Annotated in this window: 13 protein-coding genes and 1 pseudogene; 12 read left to right on the forward strand and 2 right to left on the reverse strand. The window is 63.8% G+C overall.

Annotated features, from left to right (window positions below):
* Positions 1-8: 8 nt before the first annotated feature.
* The 7 genes and pseudogenes from nuoN (at position 9) to mtnK (ending at position 6,441) form a co-directional block, all read left to right on the forward strand.
* Positions 9-1,445, forward strand: a complete 1,437-nt coding sequence (gene nuoN, locus AB8Z38_RS05030) for an NADH-quinone oxidoreductase subunit NuoN (protein WP_369723384.1) — start codon at positions 9-11, stop codon at positions 1,443-1,445.
* 1 nt (position 1,446) lies between these two features.
* Positions 1,447-2,253 carry a biotin--[acetyl-CoA-carboxylase] ligase gene (locus tag AB8Z38_RS05035; protein ID WP_369723385.1) on the forward strand — a complete coding sequence of 269 codons (807 nt, stop codon included), beginning with the start codon at positions 1,447-1,449 and terminating at the stop codon, positions 2,251-2,253.
* A pseudogene (locus AB8Z38_RS05040) lies at positions 2,253-3,922 on the forward strand (ribonuclease J). Before AB8Z38_RS05035 ends, AB8Z38_RS05040 begins: the two are co-directional and overlap by 1 nt.
* A 67-nt stretch (positions 3,923-3,989) precedes the next feature.
* Positions 3,990-4,394 carry a methylmalonyl-CoA epimerase gene (gene mce / locus AB8Z38_RS05045; protein WP_369723386.1) on the forward strand — a complete coding sequence of 135 codons (405 nt, stop codon included), beginning with the start codon at positions 3,990-3,992 and terminating at the stop codon, positions 4,392-4,394.
* A gap of 9 nt (positions 4,395-4,403) precedes the next feature.
* Complete coding sequence (locus AB8Z38_RS05050; protein WP_369723387.1) at positions 4,404-4,679, forward strand: DUF1467 family protein; 276 nt, start codon at positions 4,404-4,406, stop codon at positions 4,677-4,679.
* A gap of 92 nt (positions 4,680-4,771) precedes the next feature.
* A complete protein-coding gene (locus AB8Z38_RS05055; RefSeq protein ID WP_369723388.1) occupies positions 4,772-5,119 on the forward strand; it encodes a hypothetical protein in 348 nt (115 codons plus the stop codon).
* Between the two features lie 35 nt (positions 5,120-5,154).
* Positions 5,155-6,441 carry an S-methyl-5-thioribose kinase gene (gene mtnK, locus AB8Z38_RS05060; protein ID WP_369723389.1) on the forward strand — a complete coding sequence of 429 codons (1,287 nt, stop codon included), beginning with the start codon at positions 5,155-5,157 and terminating at the stop codon, positions 6,439-6,441.
* A gap of 112 nt (positions 6,442-6,553) precedes the next feature.
* On the opposite strand, the gene AB8Z38_RS05065 is transcribed toward mtnK, so the two are convergent.
* Complete coding sequence (locus AB8Z38_RS05065) at positions 6,554-6,961, reverse strand: hypothetical protein (protein WP_369723390.1); 408 nt, start codon at positions 6,959-6,961, stop codon at positions 6,554-6,556.
* Positions 6,962-7,187: 226 nt separating this feature from the next.
* On the opposite strand from AB8Z38_RS05065, the gene AB8Z38_RS05070 reads away from it, so the two are divergent.
* The 5 genes from AB8Z38_RS05070 to AB8Z38_RS05090 all read left to right on the forward strand — a co-directional run bounded on the left by AB8Z38_RS05070 (position 7,188) and on the right by AB8Z38_RS05090 (position 12,850).
* Positions 7,188-8,777, forward strand: coding sequence for an ABC transporter substrate-binding protein (locus tag AB8Z38_RS05070; protein ID WP_369723391.1), 1,590 nt, complete (start codon positions 7,188-7,190; stop codon positions 8,775-8,777).
* A gap of 60 nt (positions 8,778-8,837) precedes the next feature.
* Entirely contained in the window at positions 8,838-9,761 is a 924-nt protein-coding gene (locus tag AB8Z38_RS05075) for an ABC transporter permease (RefSeq protein WP_369726747.1), read from the forward strand.
* Positions 9,758-10,579 carry an ABC transporter permease gene (locus AB8Z38_RS05080; RefSeq protein WP_369723392.1) on the forward strand — a complete coding sequence of 274 codons (822 nt, stop codon included), beginning with the start codon at positions 9,758-9,760 and terminating at the stop codon, positions 10,577-10,579. The genes AB8Z38_RS05075 and AB8Z38_RS05080 overlap by 4 nt, the downstream gene beginning before the upstream one ends.
* Positions 10,576-11,556, forward strand: coding sequence for an ABC transporter ATP-binding protein (locus AB8Z38_RS05085; protein WP_369723393.1), 981 nt, complete (start codon positions 10,576-10,578; stop codon positions 11,554-11,556). Before AB8Z38_RS05080 ends, AB8Z38_RS05085 begins: the two co-directional genes overlap by 4 nt.
* Positions 11,557-11,821: 265 nt before the next feature.
* Positions 11,822-12,850, forward strand: a complete 1,029-nt coding sequence (locus AB8Z38_RS05090; protein WP_369723394.1) for an ABC transporter ATP-binding protein — start codon at positions 11,822-11,824, stop codon at positions 12,848-12,850.
* Between the two features lie 3 nt (positions 12,851-12,853).
* Here AB8Z38_RS05090 and AB8Z38_RS05095 read toward each other — a convergent pair whose 3' ends face one another.
* Positions 12,854-16,648, reverse strand: coding sequence for a hypothetical protein (locus AB8Z38_RS05095; RefSeq protein WP_369723395.1), 3,795 nt, complete (start codon positions 16,646-16,648; stop codon positions 12,854-12,856).
* Positions 16,649-16,700: the final 52 nt, after the last annotated feature.

The raw sequence follows: 16,700 nt of genomic DNA on the forward strand, positions 1-16,700 counted from the left end.
ATATCGCCATGAGCTTTTCGACTGCAGGTTATCAACTGGCGCCGGTGCTGCCCGAGCTCGTGCTCGCGGTCGGCGCCATGGCGCTTCTGATGCTCGGGGCCTATCGCGGGCAGGGCGCCACCAAGACGGTCACGACGCTGGCGGTCCTGCTCCTGATCCTGGTCGGCGTGCTCGAATATCTGCTGCCCGCGGGCAAGCAGGTCACGTTCGGCGGCAGCTTCATCGTTGACGATTTCGCGCGCTTCATGAAGATCCTGGCCCTGATCGGCTCGGCGGTGACGCTGGTGCTGTCGACGGAATTCCTGTCCGATCCGTCGCGCCGCATTTTCGAATATGCGATCCTGGTGCTGCTCTCGACGCTCGGCATGATGGTGCTGATCTCGGCCGGCGATCTGATCTCGCTCTATCTCGGCCTCGAGCTGATGTCGCTCGCGCTCTACGTCGTGGCGGCCTCGAACCGCGACAACGCCAAGTCGACCGAAGCCGGCCTGAAGTATTTCGTGCTGGGCGCACTGTCCTCGGGCATGCTGCTCTACGGCGCCTCGTTGGTCTACGGCTTCACCGGCACGATCAGCTTCGCCGGGATCGCGACGGCGGCGACGGCCGCGAATGTCGGTCTGGTGTTCGGCCTCGTCTTCCTGCTCGCCGGCCTCTGCTTCAAGGTTTCGGCGGTGCCGTTCCACATGTGGACGCCTGATGTCTACGAGGGCGCGCCGACCCCGGTGACCGCGTTCTTCGCCTCCGCGCCCAAGGTCGCCGCGCTCGCGGTCTTCACCCGCGTCACGCTGACCGCATTCCCGGGCATTGTCTCGCAGTGGCAGCAGATCCTGGTGTTCGTGGCGATCGCCTCGATGGTGCTCGGCTCGTTCGCAGCGATCGGCCAGAGCAACATCAAGCGTCTGATGGCCTATTCCTCGATCGGCCATATGGGCTTTGCCCTGGTCGGTCTCGCCGCCGGCACGGTCGAAGGCGCGCAGGGCGTGCTGATGTACATCGTGATCTATGTCGCGATGACGCTCGGCTCGTTCTCGATCATCCTCGCGATGCGGCGCAACGGCCAGGCCGTGGAGCAGATCAGCGATTTCGCCGGTCTGTCACGCACCAATCCGCTGCTCGCCTTCATGTTCGCGATGCTGCTGTTCTCGCTCGCCGGCATTCCGCCGCTCGCCGGCTTCTTCGCCAAATGGTACGTGTTCGTCGCCGCCATCAAGGCCAACCTGTTCACGCTCGCTGTGGTGGGCGTACTCTCCAGCGTCGTCGGCGCCTACTATTATCTCGCCATCGTCAAGACGATGTATTTCGACGAGCCGGCCGGCCAGGTCGATCCTGTCAGAGTCGAGGTGAAGACGGTGCTGGCGGTCGCAGGCTTGTTCAACATTCTCTTCGCGGTGTTTGCGGGCCCGGTGGTAAGCGTGGCCTCCGCCGCCGCAAAGTCGTTGTTCTAGGATGGGCTTCGCGCTCGGTCCTCGCGCTCTGTCGGCGGGCTACAAGCTCGCAGCCTTGGAGCGGACCGGCTCGACCAATACCGACGCGATCGAGAGCGCACGCGCCGGCGAACGCGGGCCGATCTGGTTCGTCACGTCTGAGCAGACCGCCGGCCGCGGCCGGCGCCAGCGCGCCTGGATCGCGCCGCGGGGCAATCTGGCGGCCACCGTCCTCGAATTCGTCGACGTCGCTCCCGCGGTTGCCGCCACGATCGGTTTCGCAGCCGGGCTGGCGGAAGAGGCCGCGCTGGAAAAGGTCAGCCTCGAAGCCGCGCTACGGCTTGGTCCTGACCGGCCCCGATACGCCCTGAAATGGCCGAATGACGTCCTCGCGAACGGCAGGAAGCTGGTCGGCATCGGGCTCGAGGCCGAAGCCATCGGCGATCGCCTTGCCGTCGTCGTCGGCATCGGCACCAACGTCGTGGCGGCGCCGGAGGGCACGCCGACGCCGGCGGTGTCGCTCGCGGCGCTCGGCGTGCAGATCAGCGCGGAGGAGCTGTTTTCAGTGCTGTCGGACGCCTGGGTGGAATTCCGCGGCATCTGGGACAATGGTCGCGGCTTCGCGGAGATCCGCCGGCTGTGGCTGGAGCGCGCCGCCGGTCTCGGCGAGCGGGTTGCGATCAACACGGGAGCGACGACGCTGGAAGGCATTTTCGACACGATCGACGACACTGGTTGCCTGATCGTCCGCACCGCTGACGGCCGACGCCTGCCGGTGGCGGCCGGCGAGGTGTTCTTCGGCTCGGCCGCCTCCGTGGGAGCTGCGTGATGGCGAAGTCTGACGAACTGGTCTTTGCGCCGCTCGGCGGTGTCGGCGAGATCGGCATGAACCTGTCGATCTACGGCCTCGGCAACCGCCAGCAGCGCGCCTGGCTCGCGATCGACCTCGGCGTCTCCTTCGGCGACGAGGAGCATTTGCCGGGCATCGACCTGATCATGCCCGACATCAGCTTCCTGGAGAAGGAGCGCAAGAACCTGATGGGCCTAGTGCTGACCCACGCCCATGAGGACCATTTCGGCGCCATCATCGACCTCTGGCCGAAGCTGAAATGCCCGATCTATGCGACGCAGTTCAGCGCCGCGCTGTTCGAGGCCAAATGCGCCGCCGAGCGCAACGCGCCGAAGATCCCGGTGACGGTGGTGCCGTCGGGCGGGCGCATCGATGTCGGTCCGTTCAACGTCGAGTTCATCCCAGTCGCGCATTCGATTCCGGAATCGCATGCGCTGGCGATCCACACCGAGATCGGCACGGTCTTGCACACCGGCGACTGGAAGATCGATCCGACGCCGATCATCGGCCGGCCGACCGACGAAAAGCGGCTGCGCGAACTCGGCGATGAGGGCGTGCTCGCCCTGATCGGCGATTCCACCAATGCCGTGCGCGACGGCCGCTCGCCGTCCGAATCCGAAGTCGCCAAGACCATCGCCACCCTGGTCAAGGCCGCCAAGGGCCGTGTCGCCGTGACGACCTTCGCCTCCAACGTCGCGCGTATCAAGGCGGTCGCGGACGCCGCCAGGGCCGCCGACCGCGAAGTCGTCGTGGTCGGACGGGCGATGGAGCGCGTGTCGCAGGTCGCGCGCGAGACCGGTTATCTCGACGGCGTCCAGAGCTTCCGTTCGACCGACGTCTACGGCCATCTGCCGCAGGACAAGGTGCTGGCGCTCTGCACCGGCAGCCAGGGCGAGGCCCGCGCGGCGCTGGCGCGCATCGCCAATGACGACCACCCCGAGATCACGCTCAATCGCGGCGACTGCGTGATCTTCTCCTCGCGCACTATCCCCGGCAACGAGAAGGCGGTCGGCTCGATCATCAATAATCTGATCCTGCAGGGGGTCGAGGTCATCACCGACCGCGACCATCTGGTCCACGTCTCCGGCCATCCCCGCCGCGACGAATTGCGCGACATGATCGGCTGGGTCAGGCCACAGCTCCTGATCCCCGTCCACGGCGAGGCCCTGCATCTGCACGAGCATGCCAAGCTCGCGCGGGCCGCCGGCGTGCCGCGCGTGCTGGTGGTCCGCAACGGCGACCTGATCAAGCTCGGCCCCGGCGATCCCGGCATTATCGGCGAACTGCCGTCCGGCCGTCTCTACAAGGACGGCTCGATCCTGGAGGATTCCAAGTCGCGCGCGGTGATCGAGCGGCGCCGGATGGCGTTTTCCGGCTGCGCCTTCATCGCCGTCGCCATGACCGCGCAGGGCGAGCTCGCCGACGATCCCGAAGTGGATCTGGTCGGAATCCCCGAGAAGAACCGGGCGGGCGAACCCTTCGACGACCTGGTTTTCGATGCGGTCATGTCCACGATCGAGGGCCTGCCAAAGGCCCGCCGCCGCGATCCCGATGCGCTGGCGGAGTCGGTCCGGCGCGCGGTGCGGGCCGTCATCAACGAACATTGGGGCAAAAGCCCCCCTGTCTGGTCCATGTCCTGACAGTCTAATTTGGGCATGATCTTTTAGGAAAACCGCTTCACACTTTTCCGGATCATGAACTAACGGGAGAGAAACATGCTGGGCCGGCTCAACCATGTCGCGATCGCGACCAAGGACGCCGTCAAGGCGGCCAGGATCTACGGCGCCGCGTTCGGCGCGCAGATCTCGGAGGCGGTCGGACTGCCCGGGCACGGCGTCACCACCGTGTTCGCGACGCTGCCCAACACCAAGATCGAGTTCATCGAGCCGCTCGGCGAGGGCTCGCCGATCGCGAAATTCCTCGAGCGCAATGCCGACGGCGGCATCCACCACATCTGCTACGAAGTCGTCGACATCATCGCCTCGCGCGACACGCTGGTGAAGGAGGGCGCCCGGGTGCTCGGCGACGGCGTGCCGAAGATCGGCGCCCACGGCAAGCCGGTGCTGTTCCTGCATCCGAAGGATTTTTCGGGCGCGCTGGTCGAAATCGAGCAGGCGTAGGGCCGAACCATGGCCTATCAAATCTCGACCGGTCTCGCGATCTACTTCGTCATCTGGTGGATCGCACTGTTCCTGACGCTGCCGTTCGGCGTGCGCAGCCTGCACGAGGACGGCGGTGGCGCGCCCGGCACCGATCCCGGCGCCCCGATCCTGACCGGCATGCGGCAGAAGCTGATCTGGACCACGATCATCTCGGCGGTCATCTTCGCGCTCGGCATGGCGGCCTATCAGGCCGGATATCTCCAGATCGAACGCTTGTCGAAATTGATGGGCATGCCGTTCTAGCGGCGTGATCCGACGAGAGACGAGGATTGTTGACCAAGCTCGCGATGACGCCGGAGATGCTTCGCATACCGAATCGAAGTGGGGGGATGCAAATGACCTTTCAGAAAATCGTCGTCGCGCTTCTGGTGCTGATCGTCGCCGGGCTTGGCGGCATCGGCTATTTCGAGTGGCGGATGGCGGCGCAGGTGCGGACGCTGAAGGCGTTCGTCGAGGGCTATGTCTTCAGCGACGCGGTGATGGCCTGCGAGCGGGCGCAGAGCTCGACGCCGTTCAAATGGAACGGCGGCAAGAGCACCTCGGTCATCGGGCTGAACTCGGTCAAGGCCGACAAATACACGGTCAGCGCCAGCTACACGCTGGTGGCGGACAACGTCTATTGCGATTACGATCCGATCAAAAGAAAGGCCGAGATCGGCTCGAGCTTCCTGGAGCGGGAGTAGCGATCCGGCCGTACCAAGCATGGAACGGGATCGTCATGACCGAGGGGCGAGGGGACTACCGGATTCTACAAGAGGCCGCCTTGCGGGATTATCTCGCGGGCGTTCCGGAACTGGCGGCGTTGCTCGGCGGTGAGCCGGCGTCCTGGTCGATCACCGAGGTCGGCGACGGCAATCTCAATCTCGTCTTCATCGTGAAGGGCGCAAGCGGCGGCGCCGCCGTGAAGCAGGCGCTGCCTTACGTCCGCCTGGTCGGCGAAAGCTGGCCGCTGCCGCTGTCGCGGGCGCATTACGAGTATCTGGCGCTGTCGCGGCAGGCCCAGCTCGCGCCCGGGCTGGTGCCGGCGCTGCTGCATCACAACGAGGCGCTGGCGCTCACGGTGATGGAGCTGCTCGAACCCCACATCATCATGCGCAGGGGCCTGGTCGCGGGCGCGCACTATCCGCGCTTCGTCGAGGACATCACGACCTTCATGGCGCGGACGCTGTTCTTCACCTCCGATCTGGCGCTCTCAGCCGCCGAGAAGAAGCAGGCGATCGCGGCGTTCGCCGGCAACCATGCGCTGTGCAAGATCACCGAGGATCTGATCTTCACCGATCCCTACCGCGTCGCCGAGCAGAACCGCTGGACCGCACCGTATCTCGATGCAGTCGCTGCCGAGTTACGCGAGGACATGGAGCTGCACGTCGCGATCTCCCGGCTGAAGCTGAAATTCATGGCAAGCCCGGAGGCGCTGCTCCATGGCGACCTCCACACCGGCTCGATCATGGTGACGGAGAACGAGACGCGCGTGATCGATCCCGAATTCGCGTTCTATGGCCCGATGGGCTTCGACGTCGGCGCAGTGCTGGCCAATCTCCTGATGGCCTATTTCGCCTCCGCCGGCCACGAGCGCTCGCCGGGCGAACGGGCCGCGTTCGAAACGTGGTTGCTCGAGACGGTCGAGAAAGTCTGGAGCGAGTTCGCCCGCAAGTTCCTCGATCTCTGGCGTGACGGCGCCGTGGGCGACGCCTATCCGCTCTCGCTCTTTGCCGGCGAGAAGGGCGCTCTGCGGCTGGAAGCCGAGCGGCAGGCCTATGTGCAGCGGCTCTTCGCCGACACCGTCGGCTTCGCCGCCGCAAAAATCATCCGCCGCATCTTCGGCCTCGCCCACAATATCGATTTCGAGCTGATCGAGGACCCGAAGCAGCGCGCTGTCAGCGAAGCCCGCGCGGTGCGGCTGGCACGCGCGATGATGGTGGAGACGGCGGCGTTTCGGACGATCGCCGAGATCACCGCCGCCGCGCGAAAGCTGCGGGACTGGCAGCCGGAATTATCAAACTGAGGTCGTCGCGAGAGCACTCCGTCATTGCGAGCGCAGCGAAGCAATCCAGACTGCCTTTGCGGAACGATTCTGGATTGCTTCGCTGCGCTCGCAATGACGCGGTGAGGGCACGTCAATACAGCCGCAGCGGAAGCAGGGCGCCATCCGGGCCGACCAAGAGACCCCAGGTCTCGTTGGCCGCGACCTCGACCTCCCGATTCTGTGCCGCGCTTCCAGCCACCTCGAGCGTAACCTTGTATTTGCCCGGCGACAGATCGAGCTTCTGGCTATCAGACAGTTCGCCTGCCGCATCGTCGGAGTTTGCCAGTTTCTCTCCGGCGTGCGCCGCCAATCTGATGGTTTGTTCGTTGACGGTGATGACGGCCTCTTCATCGGTCTTGTGCCGAGCATCAGCTTCACTTGTCCGGGCTTCGGCAGCAGGCCGGCCGTTGCGACCGCCCGCTTGCGCTGCGACAGCTCGCTGATCGTCTTGTCGTCCTGACGGGAGAGCCGAAGCAGGGCGGGTCCATGGGCCGTTCATAGTTGTCCACGATCGTATCGACAGCGCAAGACGTTGGTCCGCCCGTAGATCGTTGTTTCCTCTCCCGATTCTCTGACCTCAAAGATCCGAGGAGCCTCGCCGAAGCGGGCACCTCGAACATGGTCTGCAAGGAACCGCGCCATCAAGACGAAAGAGAAGCTTGCGTTCGACGTGCGCTGAATGGTCAACTCGCGAACTGGAATACGCCTGCATTGCCGGAGGGACCATGATGTTCAGGATGATGGCGATCGTCGCGGCTTTGGGATTGGCGCTTGCCGGATCAGTGGAGGCCCAGACTCCACGCAGGGGCGGGACCATCCGGATGACGGCGCCTTATGGGTCGAGTTTCACCAGCCTGGACATCCACACCACCCAGCGCGCCCAGGACGAGATCTTCGCCAAGGGTCTGCACCGGTCGCTCTACATCTGGGATTCCGCGGAAGGAAAGCCGGTTCCGGAATTGGCCAAGGAGGTCGTCGTCTCCGGCGGCGGCCTCGTCTACACCTTCAAGCTGCGCGACGACGCCTATTTCCACAATGGCCGCAAGATGACGGCCGACGATATCATCTGGTCCTACAACCGCATCATGGACGGCAGCAAGGCCTATCCCGGCGCGCGTTATGTCCGCGTCATCGAGGGCGCGGCCGACGTGGAGAAGGGGAAGGCCAAGGAAATCTCCGGGTTGAAGAAGATCGACGACTTCACCCTCGAAATGAAGCTGACCGAGAAGGTCGATCCTGGCTTCTACCTCTTCACCGCGCTGACCTCGATCTATCCCGCCGACGAGGCGGTCAAGGACGGCTTCATCCAGCATCCGATCGGGCTTGGACCGTTCAAGTTCGTCGAGCACGTGCCGGGATCGCGCATCGTCCTGGAGCGGTGGGACCGGTTCTACAAGCCCGGCAAGCCCTATGCCGACAAGATGATCGTGTCGGTCATGGGCGAGGCCGCGGCACGCGATGTGGCCTTCCGCAACAAGGAGATCGACACTTCGGTGCTGGGACCTGCGCAATATGTCGCCTATCAGGCCGACCCCAACCTCAAGGGTACCATCGTCGAGGTCGCCGAGGTCTTCACCCGATACATGGGGATGAATCCCGCGTTCAAGCCGTTCGCCGACAAGCGCGTCCGGCAGGCGATCAACTATGCGATCGATACCGATTTGATCATCAACAAACTCGTCAAGGGCAAGGCCTATCGCGCCACCAGCTGGCTGCCGCTGACCTCTCCGCTCTACGACAAGACCATGAAGCCTTACCCGTTCGATCCCGCCAAAGCCAAGCAGCTGCTCGCCGAGGCCGGCTATCCCAACGGCTTCGAATTCGAATGGACCACCAGCCAGAATGAAAGCTGGGGCCTGCCGATCGTCACGGCGGTCATCCCGATGCTGGACCGGGTTGGCATCAAGGCCAAGGTCAAGCAGGTCGAGGCCGCGGTGCTGTCCGAGGTGGTTCGCACCGGCGACTACCAGGCCTTTATCTATTCCCAGCAGACCGGCCCGGATCCCCAGGCGGCGCTGAAATGCTTCCACTCGTCGACGCCGCCATCGGCCTGCAACTACATGAATTTCAAGAACGCCGAGTTCGACAAGTTGATCGACGAGGCCGGGCAGAGCGACGATTCCGCCAAGCGCGGCCAGCTGCTGCAAAAAGCCAACGCGCTGCTCTACGACGAGGCGCCGGTCTGGTTCTTCAACTACAACAAGGCGGTGATGGCCGTGCAGCCGTGGCTCCACGGTGTTCAGCTGAACGCGACCGAGCTGACCCACCAGAATGTCGAAGACCTCTGGGTCGACGAGACCTCGCCCGCGAAGTGACACGCGCCCGCGCGCTCCCTCCATCGCGACGTCTGATGGAGGGAGGGAAGAAAAATGCCGATGCTCTCCTTCCTGATCCGTCGTCTCCTGCAAACCATTCCGACCGTGCTTGCCGTCGTGCTGCTGGTGTTTGCGTTGTTCAGCGTCGTGCCCGGCAGCATCGTCTCGACCATGAGCGACGACAGCGATCCGCAGGTCGAGGCGCGCATGAAGAAGCAGCTCGGCCTCGACGAGCCCGTCTACATCCGCTTCGGCTCCTACATCGCCAAGCTTGCCACCGGTGATTTCGGCACCTCGTTCCGGACGCGCGAGCCGGTCACGGCCATGATCGCCAAACGGGCCTGGCCGACGCTGCAACTGATCTTCGCATCCATGGCGTTTGCAGTTCTGATCGGCGTGCCGCTCGGCTTCGTCGCGGCATTGCGGCCGGGCGGCATCGTCGACAGCGCGGCGATGGTCCTGGCGGTGTCGGGCCTGTCACTGGCCAAGTTCTGGCTGGGGCTGCTGCTGATGTACCTGTTCGCGCTGAAGCTCGGCTGGCTGCCGAGCTTTGGCTATGGCGATGGCGGAGGCAAATATCTGATCCTGCCGGCCGTGACCCTCGGCGTGTCGCCGATGGCGCTGCTGGCCCGGACGACGCGCGCGGCCGTCCTTGAGATCATGACCGCGGATTTCGTCCGCACCGCGCGCTCGAAGGGCATGAGCGAGACCCGGGTCGTGAAATGGCACGTGATGCGCAACGCGCTCGTCCTCATTCTCACCACCATGGGCCTGCAATTCGGCGCGTTGATGGGGCAGGCGGTCGTCGTCGAGAAATTGTTCTCGTGGCCGGGCATCGGCTCGCTGCTGGTCGACAGCGTTCTCCAGCGCGACATTCCCGCCGTGCAAGGCTCCATTCTCGTGGTGGTGCTGTCCTTTCTCGCACTCAACCTGTTGATCGACCTGCTCTACGGCGTGATCGATCCCAGGATCAGATACGCATGAAGCTTCGCGCCAATCTCGTCATCGGCGGGGCCTTGTTCGCGCTTGCGATCGTCGTCGGCCTGCTTGCGCCCTGGCTGGCGCATACGGATCCCGTGCTGGATGCCAATTTGATGAACGCGGAGGAGGCCCCGAGCTGGACCTGGTGGTTCGGGACCGACGGGCAGGGCCGCGATATCTATTCCCGCGTCGTCTATGGCGCGCGGATTTCGCTCACGGTCGGCATCGTCTCGCAGCTCATCAACAGCGTCATCGGCGTGGCGCTGGGCCTGAGCGCCGGCTATTTTGGCGGCTGGTGGGACGATGTCGTCAACGGCCTGACCAATCTCATGCTCGCGATTCCCTCGCTGATCTTCGCGTTGGCCATCATGGCGGTGCTCGGGCCCGGCCTGACCAGCCTGCTGATCGCACTCGGCTTGACCAACTGGTCCTTCACCTGCCGGATCGCACGGGCCTCGGCGCTGTCGCTGCGGAGCCAGGGCTATGTGCAGGCCGCAACCGTGCTTGGCTACGGCGATGTCCGCATCATGCTCACGCAGCTGCTGCCGAACATGCTGGGGCCGATCATCGTCATCGGCACTCTCGGCATGGGCAGCGCGGTGTTGTCCGAAGCCGCCTTGTCGTTCCTCGGCCTCGGCGTCCGGCCGCCTTACCCAAGCTGGGGCAGCATGCTGTCGGAGGCCCGCGACCAGATCACGACGGCGCCGTGGCTCTCGGTTTTTCCGGGCCTTGCCATCTTCCTGACGGTGCTCGGCCTCAATCTGCTCGGCGACGGCCTGCGTGACATTCTCGATCCACAATCGCGGAGCCGGCGCACATGACGGGCCCGCCGCTGATCGAAGTCGAGAACTTGCGCATCGATCTCGACGACGGATCGAGGCGCGTTGCCGCGGCCGAGGGCATTTCATTCCGGATCGATCGCGGCGAGACCTTCGGCCTGGTCGGCGAATCCGGCTGCGGCAAGAGCATCACCGCGCTCGCCTTGATCGGCCTCTTGCGGCAGCCACTCTCGATCGGCGGCGGTGTCATCCGGTTTGACGGCCGGGAGATCCAGCACCTTTCGGCGGCCAAGCAGCGCGAGCTGCGCGGCAATCGCATCGCCATGATCTTCCAGGAGCCGATGACGGCGCTCAACCCGGTGTCGCCGGTGGGACGGCAGATCGCCGAGATGTTCGTGCTGCACAAGGGCAAGAGCTGGCGCGAGGCCAACCAGATGGCCGTCGAGGCACTGGCGAATGTCCGCGTGCCCGCGCCCGAGCGGCGCGTCAAGGACTACCCGCACCAGCTGTCGGGCGGCATGCGCCAGCGCGTGATGATCGCCATCGCGCTCGCCTGCGGTCCGGATCTCCTGATCGCCGACGAGCCGACCACCGCGCTCGATGTCACGGTGCAGGCGGAAATCATCGAGCTGATGCGGAATTTGTGCGCCGAGCGAGGGACGGCCATTTTGATGATCAGCCACGATCTCGGCCTGGTCGCCAATGTCTGCCGCCGCGTTGCCGTGATGTATGCCGGCCGCATCGTCGAGCAGCGCGGCTCGGCCGACATCTTCCGGGCGCCCGCGCATCCCTATACGCAAGGCTTGGTGGACTCGCTGCCGCGGCTGGGCAGCCGCGCTGCGCTCGGCCGCAGCCGGCTCAGGGAGATCGCGGGCGTGGTCCCGGCGATCACGAATTTTCCGGAAGGCTGCAGGTTCAATCCCCGTTGCGCACAGGCGACCGATATCTGCCGGACGGTCGCGCCGGAGACGGATTCGCTGAGCGCCGGCGGTCTGGTGAGGTGTCACCACCATGCATGAGGGCAGGGCAATCGCCTATGGATTTCACGAGGACCTGGCGGGCTTGCTCCGCCTCTCCCGCTTGCGGGAGAGGCCGACGCGCCCCGGGCGATGCGAAGCATCGTCCCGCGCGCGGCGGGTGAGGGCTCTCACCCCACAGGGATGTTCTCCGCAATTCTCGACAATCCCGACGCGGAGACACCCCCACCCCAGCCCTCCCCGCAAGCGGGAGAGGGAGCCCCGTGCCGATGCCGCCGCATCGTGCACACCATATGCGATTGCCCTGATGCATAGAGGCAAGCCGGACGACGATCTCATTCTCAGCGTCGAGGATCTCGCGGTTCATTTTCCGCTGGGTGGCGGCTTGCTGGGCGGCGGCCGGCGGCTGCTCCGCGCCGTGGACGGGGTCGATCTCAAGCTGAAGCGGGGCGAATGCCTCGGTCTGGTCGGCGAGTCCGGCTCCGGCAAATCGACCGTCGCCTTGTCGATCCTTGGCTTGTTGACGCCGACGCGCGGCCGCATCGTTCTGGACGGGCAGGTTGTGACGAACCGGCAAGCCGGCGATCGAAAGTCGCTGGCCCGCACCGTGCAAATGGTCTTTCAGGATCCCTACGCCTCGCTCAACCCGCGCCAGACCGTTCGTCGCACGCTGGAAGACCCGCTGCGCGTGCACGGCGTGACCGCGGCAAGCGAAATCAAAGACCGCGTCGCTACGATGCTGCGGCATGTCGGCCTGCGGCCCGAACAGGCCGACCTGTACCCGCATGAATTCTCCGGCGGCCAGCGCCAGCGCATCGGCATCGCGCGCGCCCTGATCCTCAGCCCAAAGATCGTTATCTGCGACGAACCGGTCTCGGCGCTCGACGTCTCGATCCGCGCCCAGATCATCAATCTGCTGCTGGAATTGAAGGACACGCTTGGCCTCTCCTACATCATGATCAGCCACGACCTTGGCGTCGTCGAGCACATGAGCGACCGGGTCGCCGTGATGTATCTCGGCCGCATCGTCGAGAACGGCCACTGGGGCGAAATCTTCGAGCGGCCCGCGCACCCGTACACGCAGGCCCTGATCGCCGCCATCCCCGATCCGCTGCGCCATGCGCCGTTAGGGACGACCGGTGGCGATCTCCCCAACCCGCTCAATCCGCCGAACGGATGCGCGTTCAGCCCGCGGTGCCGGTATGCCGAAGCGGCGTGTCGCCGCGAGCCGGGGCCGTTGCTGGAGACGCGGGTGGACGGGCACGCGGTGAGGTGTTGGCGGAGCGAGGAGATTGCGGGGCAGGCGGCCTCTAGCGAGCCGAACTCCGTGCCCTAGTCCTCAAACCGACCGCTGCGTGCCCGGCTCTCTGCTGCCTCGTCTTTTTCGCTCTTTGGCGATCCACTCCTGGAGGTCAGCCTTGGCTTTGCTTATGGCATTGGCAAGGTCTGGAGCGTGATCGGTCGGAAGCTTTTCAAGCAGCTTCAACCGTTCTTCCAGTTTCGTCGCAAGTGATCCGCTCCAGCTCCACGGACGTAAGCGGCGCACGATCTCATTCAATACGGCATCAGGATCGGTGCTCTTGTTGAGCAGCTTCGAGGCCAGGGGGAGCCACTCATGCGGTTCGTTGTTCGCAGGACGCTTAAACAGGCCCGCCGATGCCGCCATGAGGGGATAGCGGACTGCCGGATCAGCATCGCACCATGCGAGAAGGACGTCATCCGGCACGACGCCCAGCGGGTTCTTGTGAAAGCGCTGGAAATCGAGGAAGACCTGCACGGCTTTTTGCCGCGCCTTGGCGTCGCCCGAGAAGGCCTCGTCGAGCACGATCTTCGGATGAACGCGAAGCAGTCCGGTTACTAGATCATCCTGATTGTATGCTCGGATGTCGTAGCGGCCGACCGCGACCATCATTTTCCGGATGATGCTTCGCACGATCGGAACGCCTTCGTCGCCGAATAACGACACATGCGCAATTCGCCCTAGCTCCCGATCCTCCCGATCCGTGCGGCCATTCTTCTCATGGAATTCAAAAGCATCGAGGAGAACGCGTCCAGTCTCGGCAACCTCGGGCACCGGCTCCCGCTTGTCGATCCCATTTGCAACCAAACGCATCGACAGGATTTCCAAAGCGACCGCCAGGCCACCGGGCTTGCCCGCAATGGCAAGGAGAAGGTCTCGGAACTCCGGTCCCGAAATCTCTTCGCTCGCGCGGCCGTGAGTCAACGCGTAATATTGGGTGATGTCCGCTTTGCCGAGTTCGAGGGCCCGGTGCAGGCGCTGAACGCCTTTCTCATCCACAATGACCCGCGCCTGAAGGTGCGGAAAATACACCCCAACTGATGGGTGTTCGACGGCCTCGTCCAAAATTTTGTCGGCCAACATGGCATTCCGCTTTTGCAGACCCGTTAAGAATCCGCCCATCAGACCTGTGTCGGGCTTATCCGCTACCGAGAATTCGGTCACGAAGGCCTGCCAAATCTCGTAGGGCTTCTCTGTGGTGCTTCCGAGGCCGACGCCGAACAGAGGAACGCGAGAACCGCCGCGCACGAGGCCCGGCAGCAGCGCTTTGAATGCCTCATCGTCGTTCGCAACATCCTTTCCGAGATTTTCGACTGTCTGATTCATGCGCACCATCGCGCCCTCGTAGTCGTCATTTTCGATCTCGTCGAGATCATCCAGGTCGATGTTGCGCCCCGATCCCAGGACCACGCCGTTCACCTTGTCGACGAGATTCTTAGGACGAAGAAATTCCTCTAATGCCGACAGCCGCTCGCGTATCTCGGCAGGCATGTGTTCGGCATCAAAAATTCGCGTCTGATGCACGGCTACCCAACCTTCGCGCCAGAATCTCTTGCTTGCGATTTGCCTCATTAGCGCTTCCAAAGCGTCCGCTTGGCCCGCGTTGCACCAGAGACCCCGGAATTCATGAGCGATGGCAGTGCGGACACCGGGCGCAGCTGGGGCATCGGATAGCGCAAGGGGTGAAATCAGGTGCAGCACTGCCGCGAACCAATCCTGCACATCCTGGCCGGTTGGCGGATAGTAGCCGTAGTCACGCGAACGCGCGCCGAATTCAAAACTATGGGCCGAGGAGAAATGGTCGGTCTTCAGGACGGCGTCGAGGGATTTCAACCCCAGCGCGCTACACCCGGGCTCGTCGGACTTTAGCAGACCTTCCAGAACTTTCAGCCGCATGACGATCGGCGCATGCGTGCCGGACAGAACAATGTAGAACAGCGACGGCGCGATACCCGCGGCGCCGCTGTCATCATCGTCATTCGCCGCCAGGGCGATCTTGATCAGCAAGGCGATCGCCCGCTCGAATTGTTCCGGCTCATAGGCAAGCGAGCGAAGCAGCCGCACCACATGCGTGGCCCTGGCCAGCGTAGGCTCGTCGGCGTCCTTCAAGACGCGCTCGATGGCTGCCAGGGTCTCATCCGGCATGACAGGCGCGACGTTTGCCAACATCGTTCGTTCATCTTCGCCAAGATTGGTGATGTCCGCGAGCATCCCTCCCGGGGCGAGCCAGGCCTGCACGATGGACCGGGCCTCCATGCTGCCGTCGAGATATCCAAGCCTTCGCGAGAATGAACGCCTAAGGCGCGGAGGTGCATCGCTCACCAGCGTCTTCAAGATCGTCGCCGCGGGAATGTTCTGTAAGGCGAGCGCAGCAAGGCGATTGGCAATTGCGTGCGGCAGCACCGCGCGCCATTCTGCGCGTTCCTGCAACAGATCGCGTCGTTTCAGTTCGGCGACCGCAGCGTAAACCTCCGATACGGGCTTGCCGATGAGCCCTGCAACAATGGGCAGCTCGGCACCTTTACCTTCTGTTTTGACACCTTCGAAGGAATAGACGAGCGAGCACGCCTGGGCTATCAGGAGCAAATCGGGGTCGTGTTCATGCCGCTGCTGAAAGAGCCGCTTGAACAGATCCGCATCGCTGAGCTTGCTGATGGAATCATTTTTCCCAATCGTGGTGGCCAATGCGAGTGCCACGCGCGCGTTGCCGCCCGAGAACTGCGCAATGGTTCCTGCGTCGATTTGTGAGACCTGGGGATAGCGCCGCGCGACTAACTTTTCGATAAGGGGAAGAGAGGACGTATCCAGTGCGAAGAGATCCGTGCCCTCAGGCTGATCATCACGGATATCGTACTCGACCGTGATCACGCTGATAGTCGAGTTCGCCTCGCGCGCGACCTTCGCCAATTCACCGTGAAGCTCGAAGGGACAGTTGTCAATGACGAGGATACCACGCCTGCGCGCGGCAATCAGGTCGGAGGCAAGACCGATGGGTGGCGGGTTTGGATCTTCAGCAACATTAGTGTAGTAGGCCAGTGAAGGATCAAGCCCTCCGTTGCCGACTTTGTCTTCGAACAGCGCTTCACAGAGCCGGGTCTTGCCCACACCTGAAAGGCCAACGAGCCGGACCACCTGTCTCGGCTGACGCAGAACGTCACGGATACGGTTGATGCCGTCGATCGCGCTCAGTCCTTCGCCCTCTTTTTCATCGCCGGTCTTGATACGGGCTTCGCCATCGACCAGATATGAATCATCGGTTCCGCCGGGCGCCCGCGACCAGGAGCCGAACGACTGCCAGCCCGGGATAGATTTGCCGATCAGGCATCGCACCCACGGAATGAGCCCGGGATGATCACGGAGCCACGTCGCCACGCGGTTGCGGTCATAGAAATCGAGCACGAGCTTCGATGCGTCGGCGATGCCCTCGACCGCATCAGCCATCGCCTTCTTGCGGTTCTTGAGAGCCGAATGAGCCGTGGACCCCGTCGCACTTACGATGATGTATGAACCTGACGCCTGGGCGAGCTCAACAAGGATAGGACGCACCACGCCGTCCGGCTTCATCTCATCGAGAATTTCCTGTCTGGGCATATCGGGCTTCTTTACCTGAAACCCCGTCTCTGGCCGGGGGATGAAGCCGTTGATGCTGGCGCCGGTCGGCAGCCCCACATGCACATCAAGCCCGCCGTCCTTGGCAGTCTGGCTGCCACCCCACGTCACGTGGGACACGGGATGACCTTGCCGGCGCAACTCGGCCTCGCAAAGCCGTCCGATCAGCGCGCGTAAATCCGTGTCATTCAGAAGGGCAATATCGTCGCCGGTGATCTCAAACATGATTCGAAGCTAGGTATGCCGCGGTCTTGCGTCAACTACAGATGGAAACGCT

Source organism: Bradyrhizobium sp. LLZ17 (assembly GCF_041200145.1).
Taxonomy (GTDB): Bacteria; Pseudomonadota; Alphaproteobacteria; order Rhizobiales; family Xanthobacteraceae; genus Bradyrhizobium.

Excerpts from the sequence above, each read along its gene's own strand:
- AB8Z38_RS05035 (WP_369723385.1), top strand. The coding sequence starts at position 1,447 with ATGGGCTTCGCGCTCGGTCCTCGCGCTCTGTCGGCGGGCTACAAGCTC.
- nuoN (WP_369723384.1), top strand. The coding sequence starts at position 9 with ATGAGCTTTTCGACTGCAGGTTATCAACTGGCGCCGGTGCTGCCCGAG.
- mce (WP_369723386.1), top strand. The coding sequence starts at position 3,990 with ATGCTGGGCCGGCTCAACCATGTCGCGATCGCGACCAAGGACGCCGTC.
- AB8Z38_RS05065 (WP_369723390.1), bottom strand. The coding sequence starts at position 6,961 with ATGAACGGCCCATGGACCCGCCCTGCTTCGGCTCTCCCGTCAGGACGA.
- AB8Z38_RS05095 (WP_369723395.1), bottom strand. The coding sequence starts at position 16,648 with ATGTTTGAGATCACCGGCGACGATATTGCCCTTCTGAATGACACGGAT.
- AB8Z38_RS05055 (WP_369723388.1), top strand. The coding sequence starts at position 4,772 with ATGACCTTTCAGAAAATCGTCGTCGCGCTTCTGGTGCTGATCGTCGCC.
- AB8Z38_RS05070 (WP_369723391.1), top strand. The coding sequence starts at position 7,188 with ATGATGTTCAGGATGATGGCGATCGTCGCGGCTTTGGGATTGGCGCTT.
- AB8Z38_RS05075 (WP_369726747.1), top strand. The coding sequence starts at position 8,838 with ATGCTCTCCTTCCTGATCCGTCGTCTCCTGCAAACCATTCCGACCGTG.
- AB8Z38_RS05085 (WP_369723393.1), top strand. The coding sequence starts at position 10,576 with ATGACGGGCCCGCCGCTGATCGAAGTCGAGAACTTGCGCATCGATCTC.
- mtnK (WP_369723389.1), top strand. The coding sequence starts at position 5,155 with ATGACCGAGGGGCGAGGGGACTACCGGATTCTACAAGAGGCCGCCTTG.
- AB8Z38_RS05080 (WP_369723392.1), top strand. The coding sequence starts at position 9,758 with ATGAAGCTTCGCGCCAATCTCGTCATCGGCGGGGCCTTGTTCGCGCTT.
- AB8Z38_RS05050 (WP_369723387.1), top strand. The coding sequence starts at position 4,404 with ATGGCCTATCAAATCTCGACCGGTCTCGCGATCTACTTCGTCATCTGG.
- AB8Z38_RS05090 (WP_369723394.1), top strand. The coding sequence starts at position 11,822 with ATGCATAGAGGCAAGCCGGACGACGATCTCATTCTCAGCGTCGAGGAT.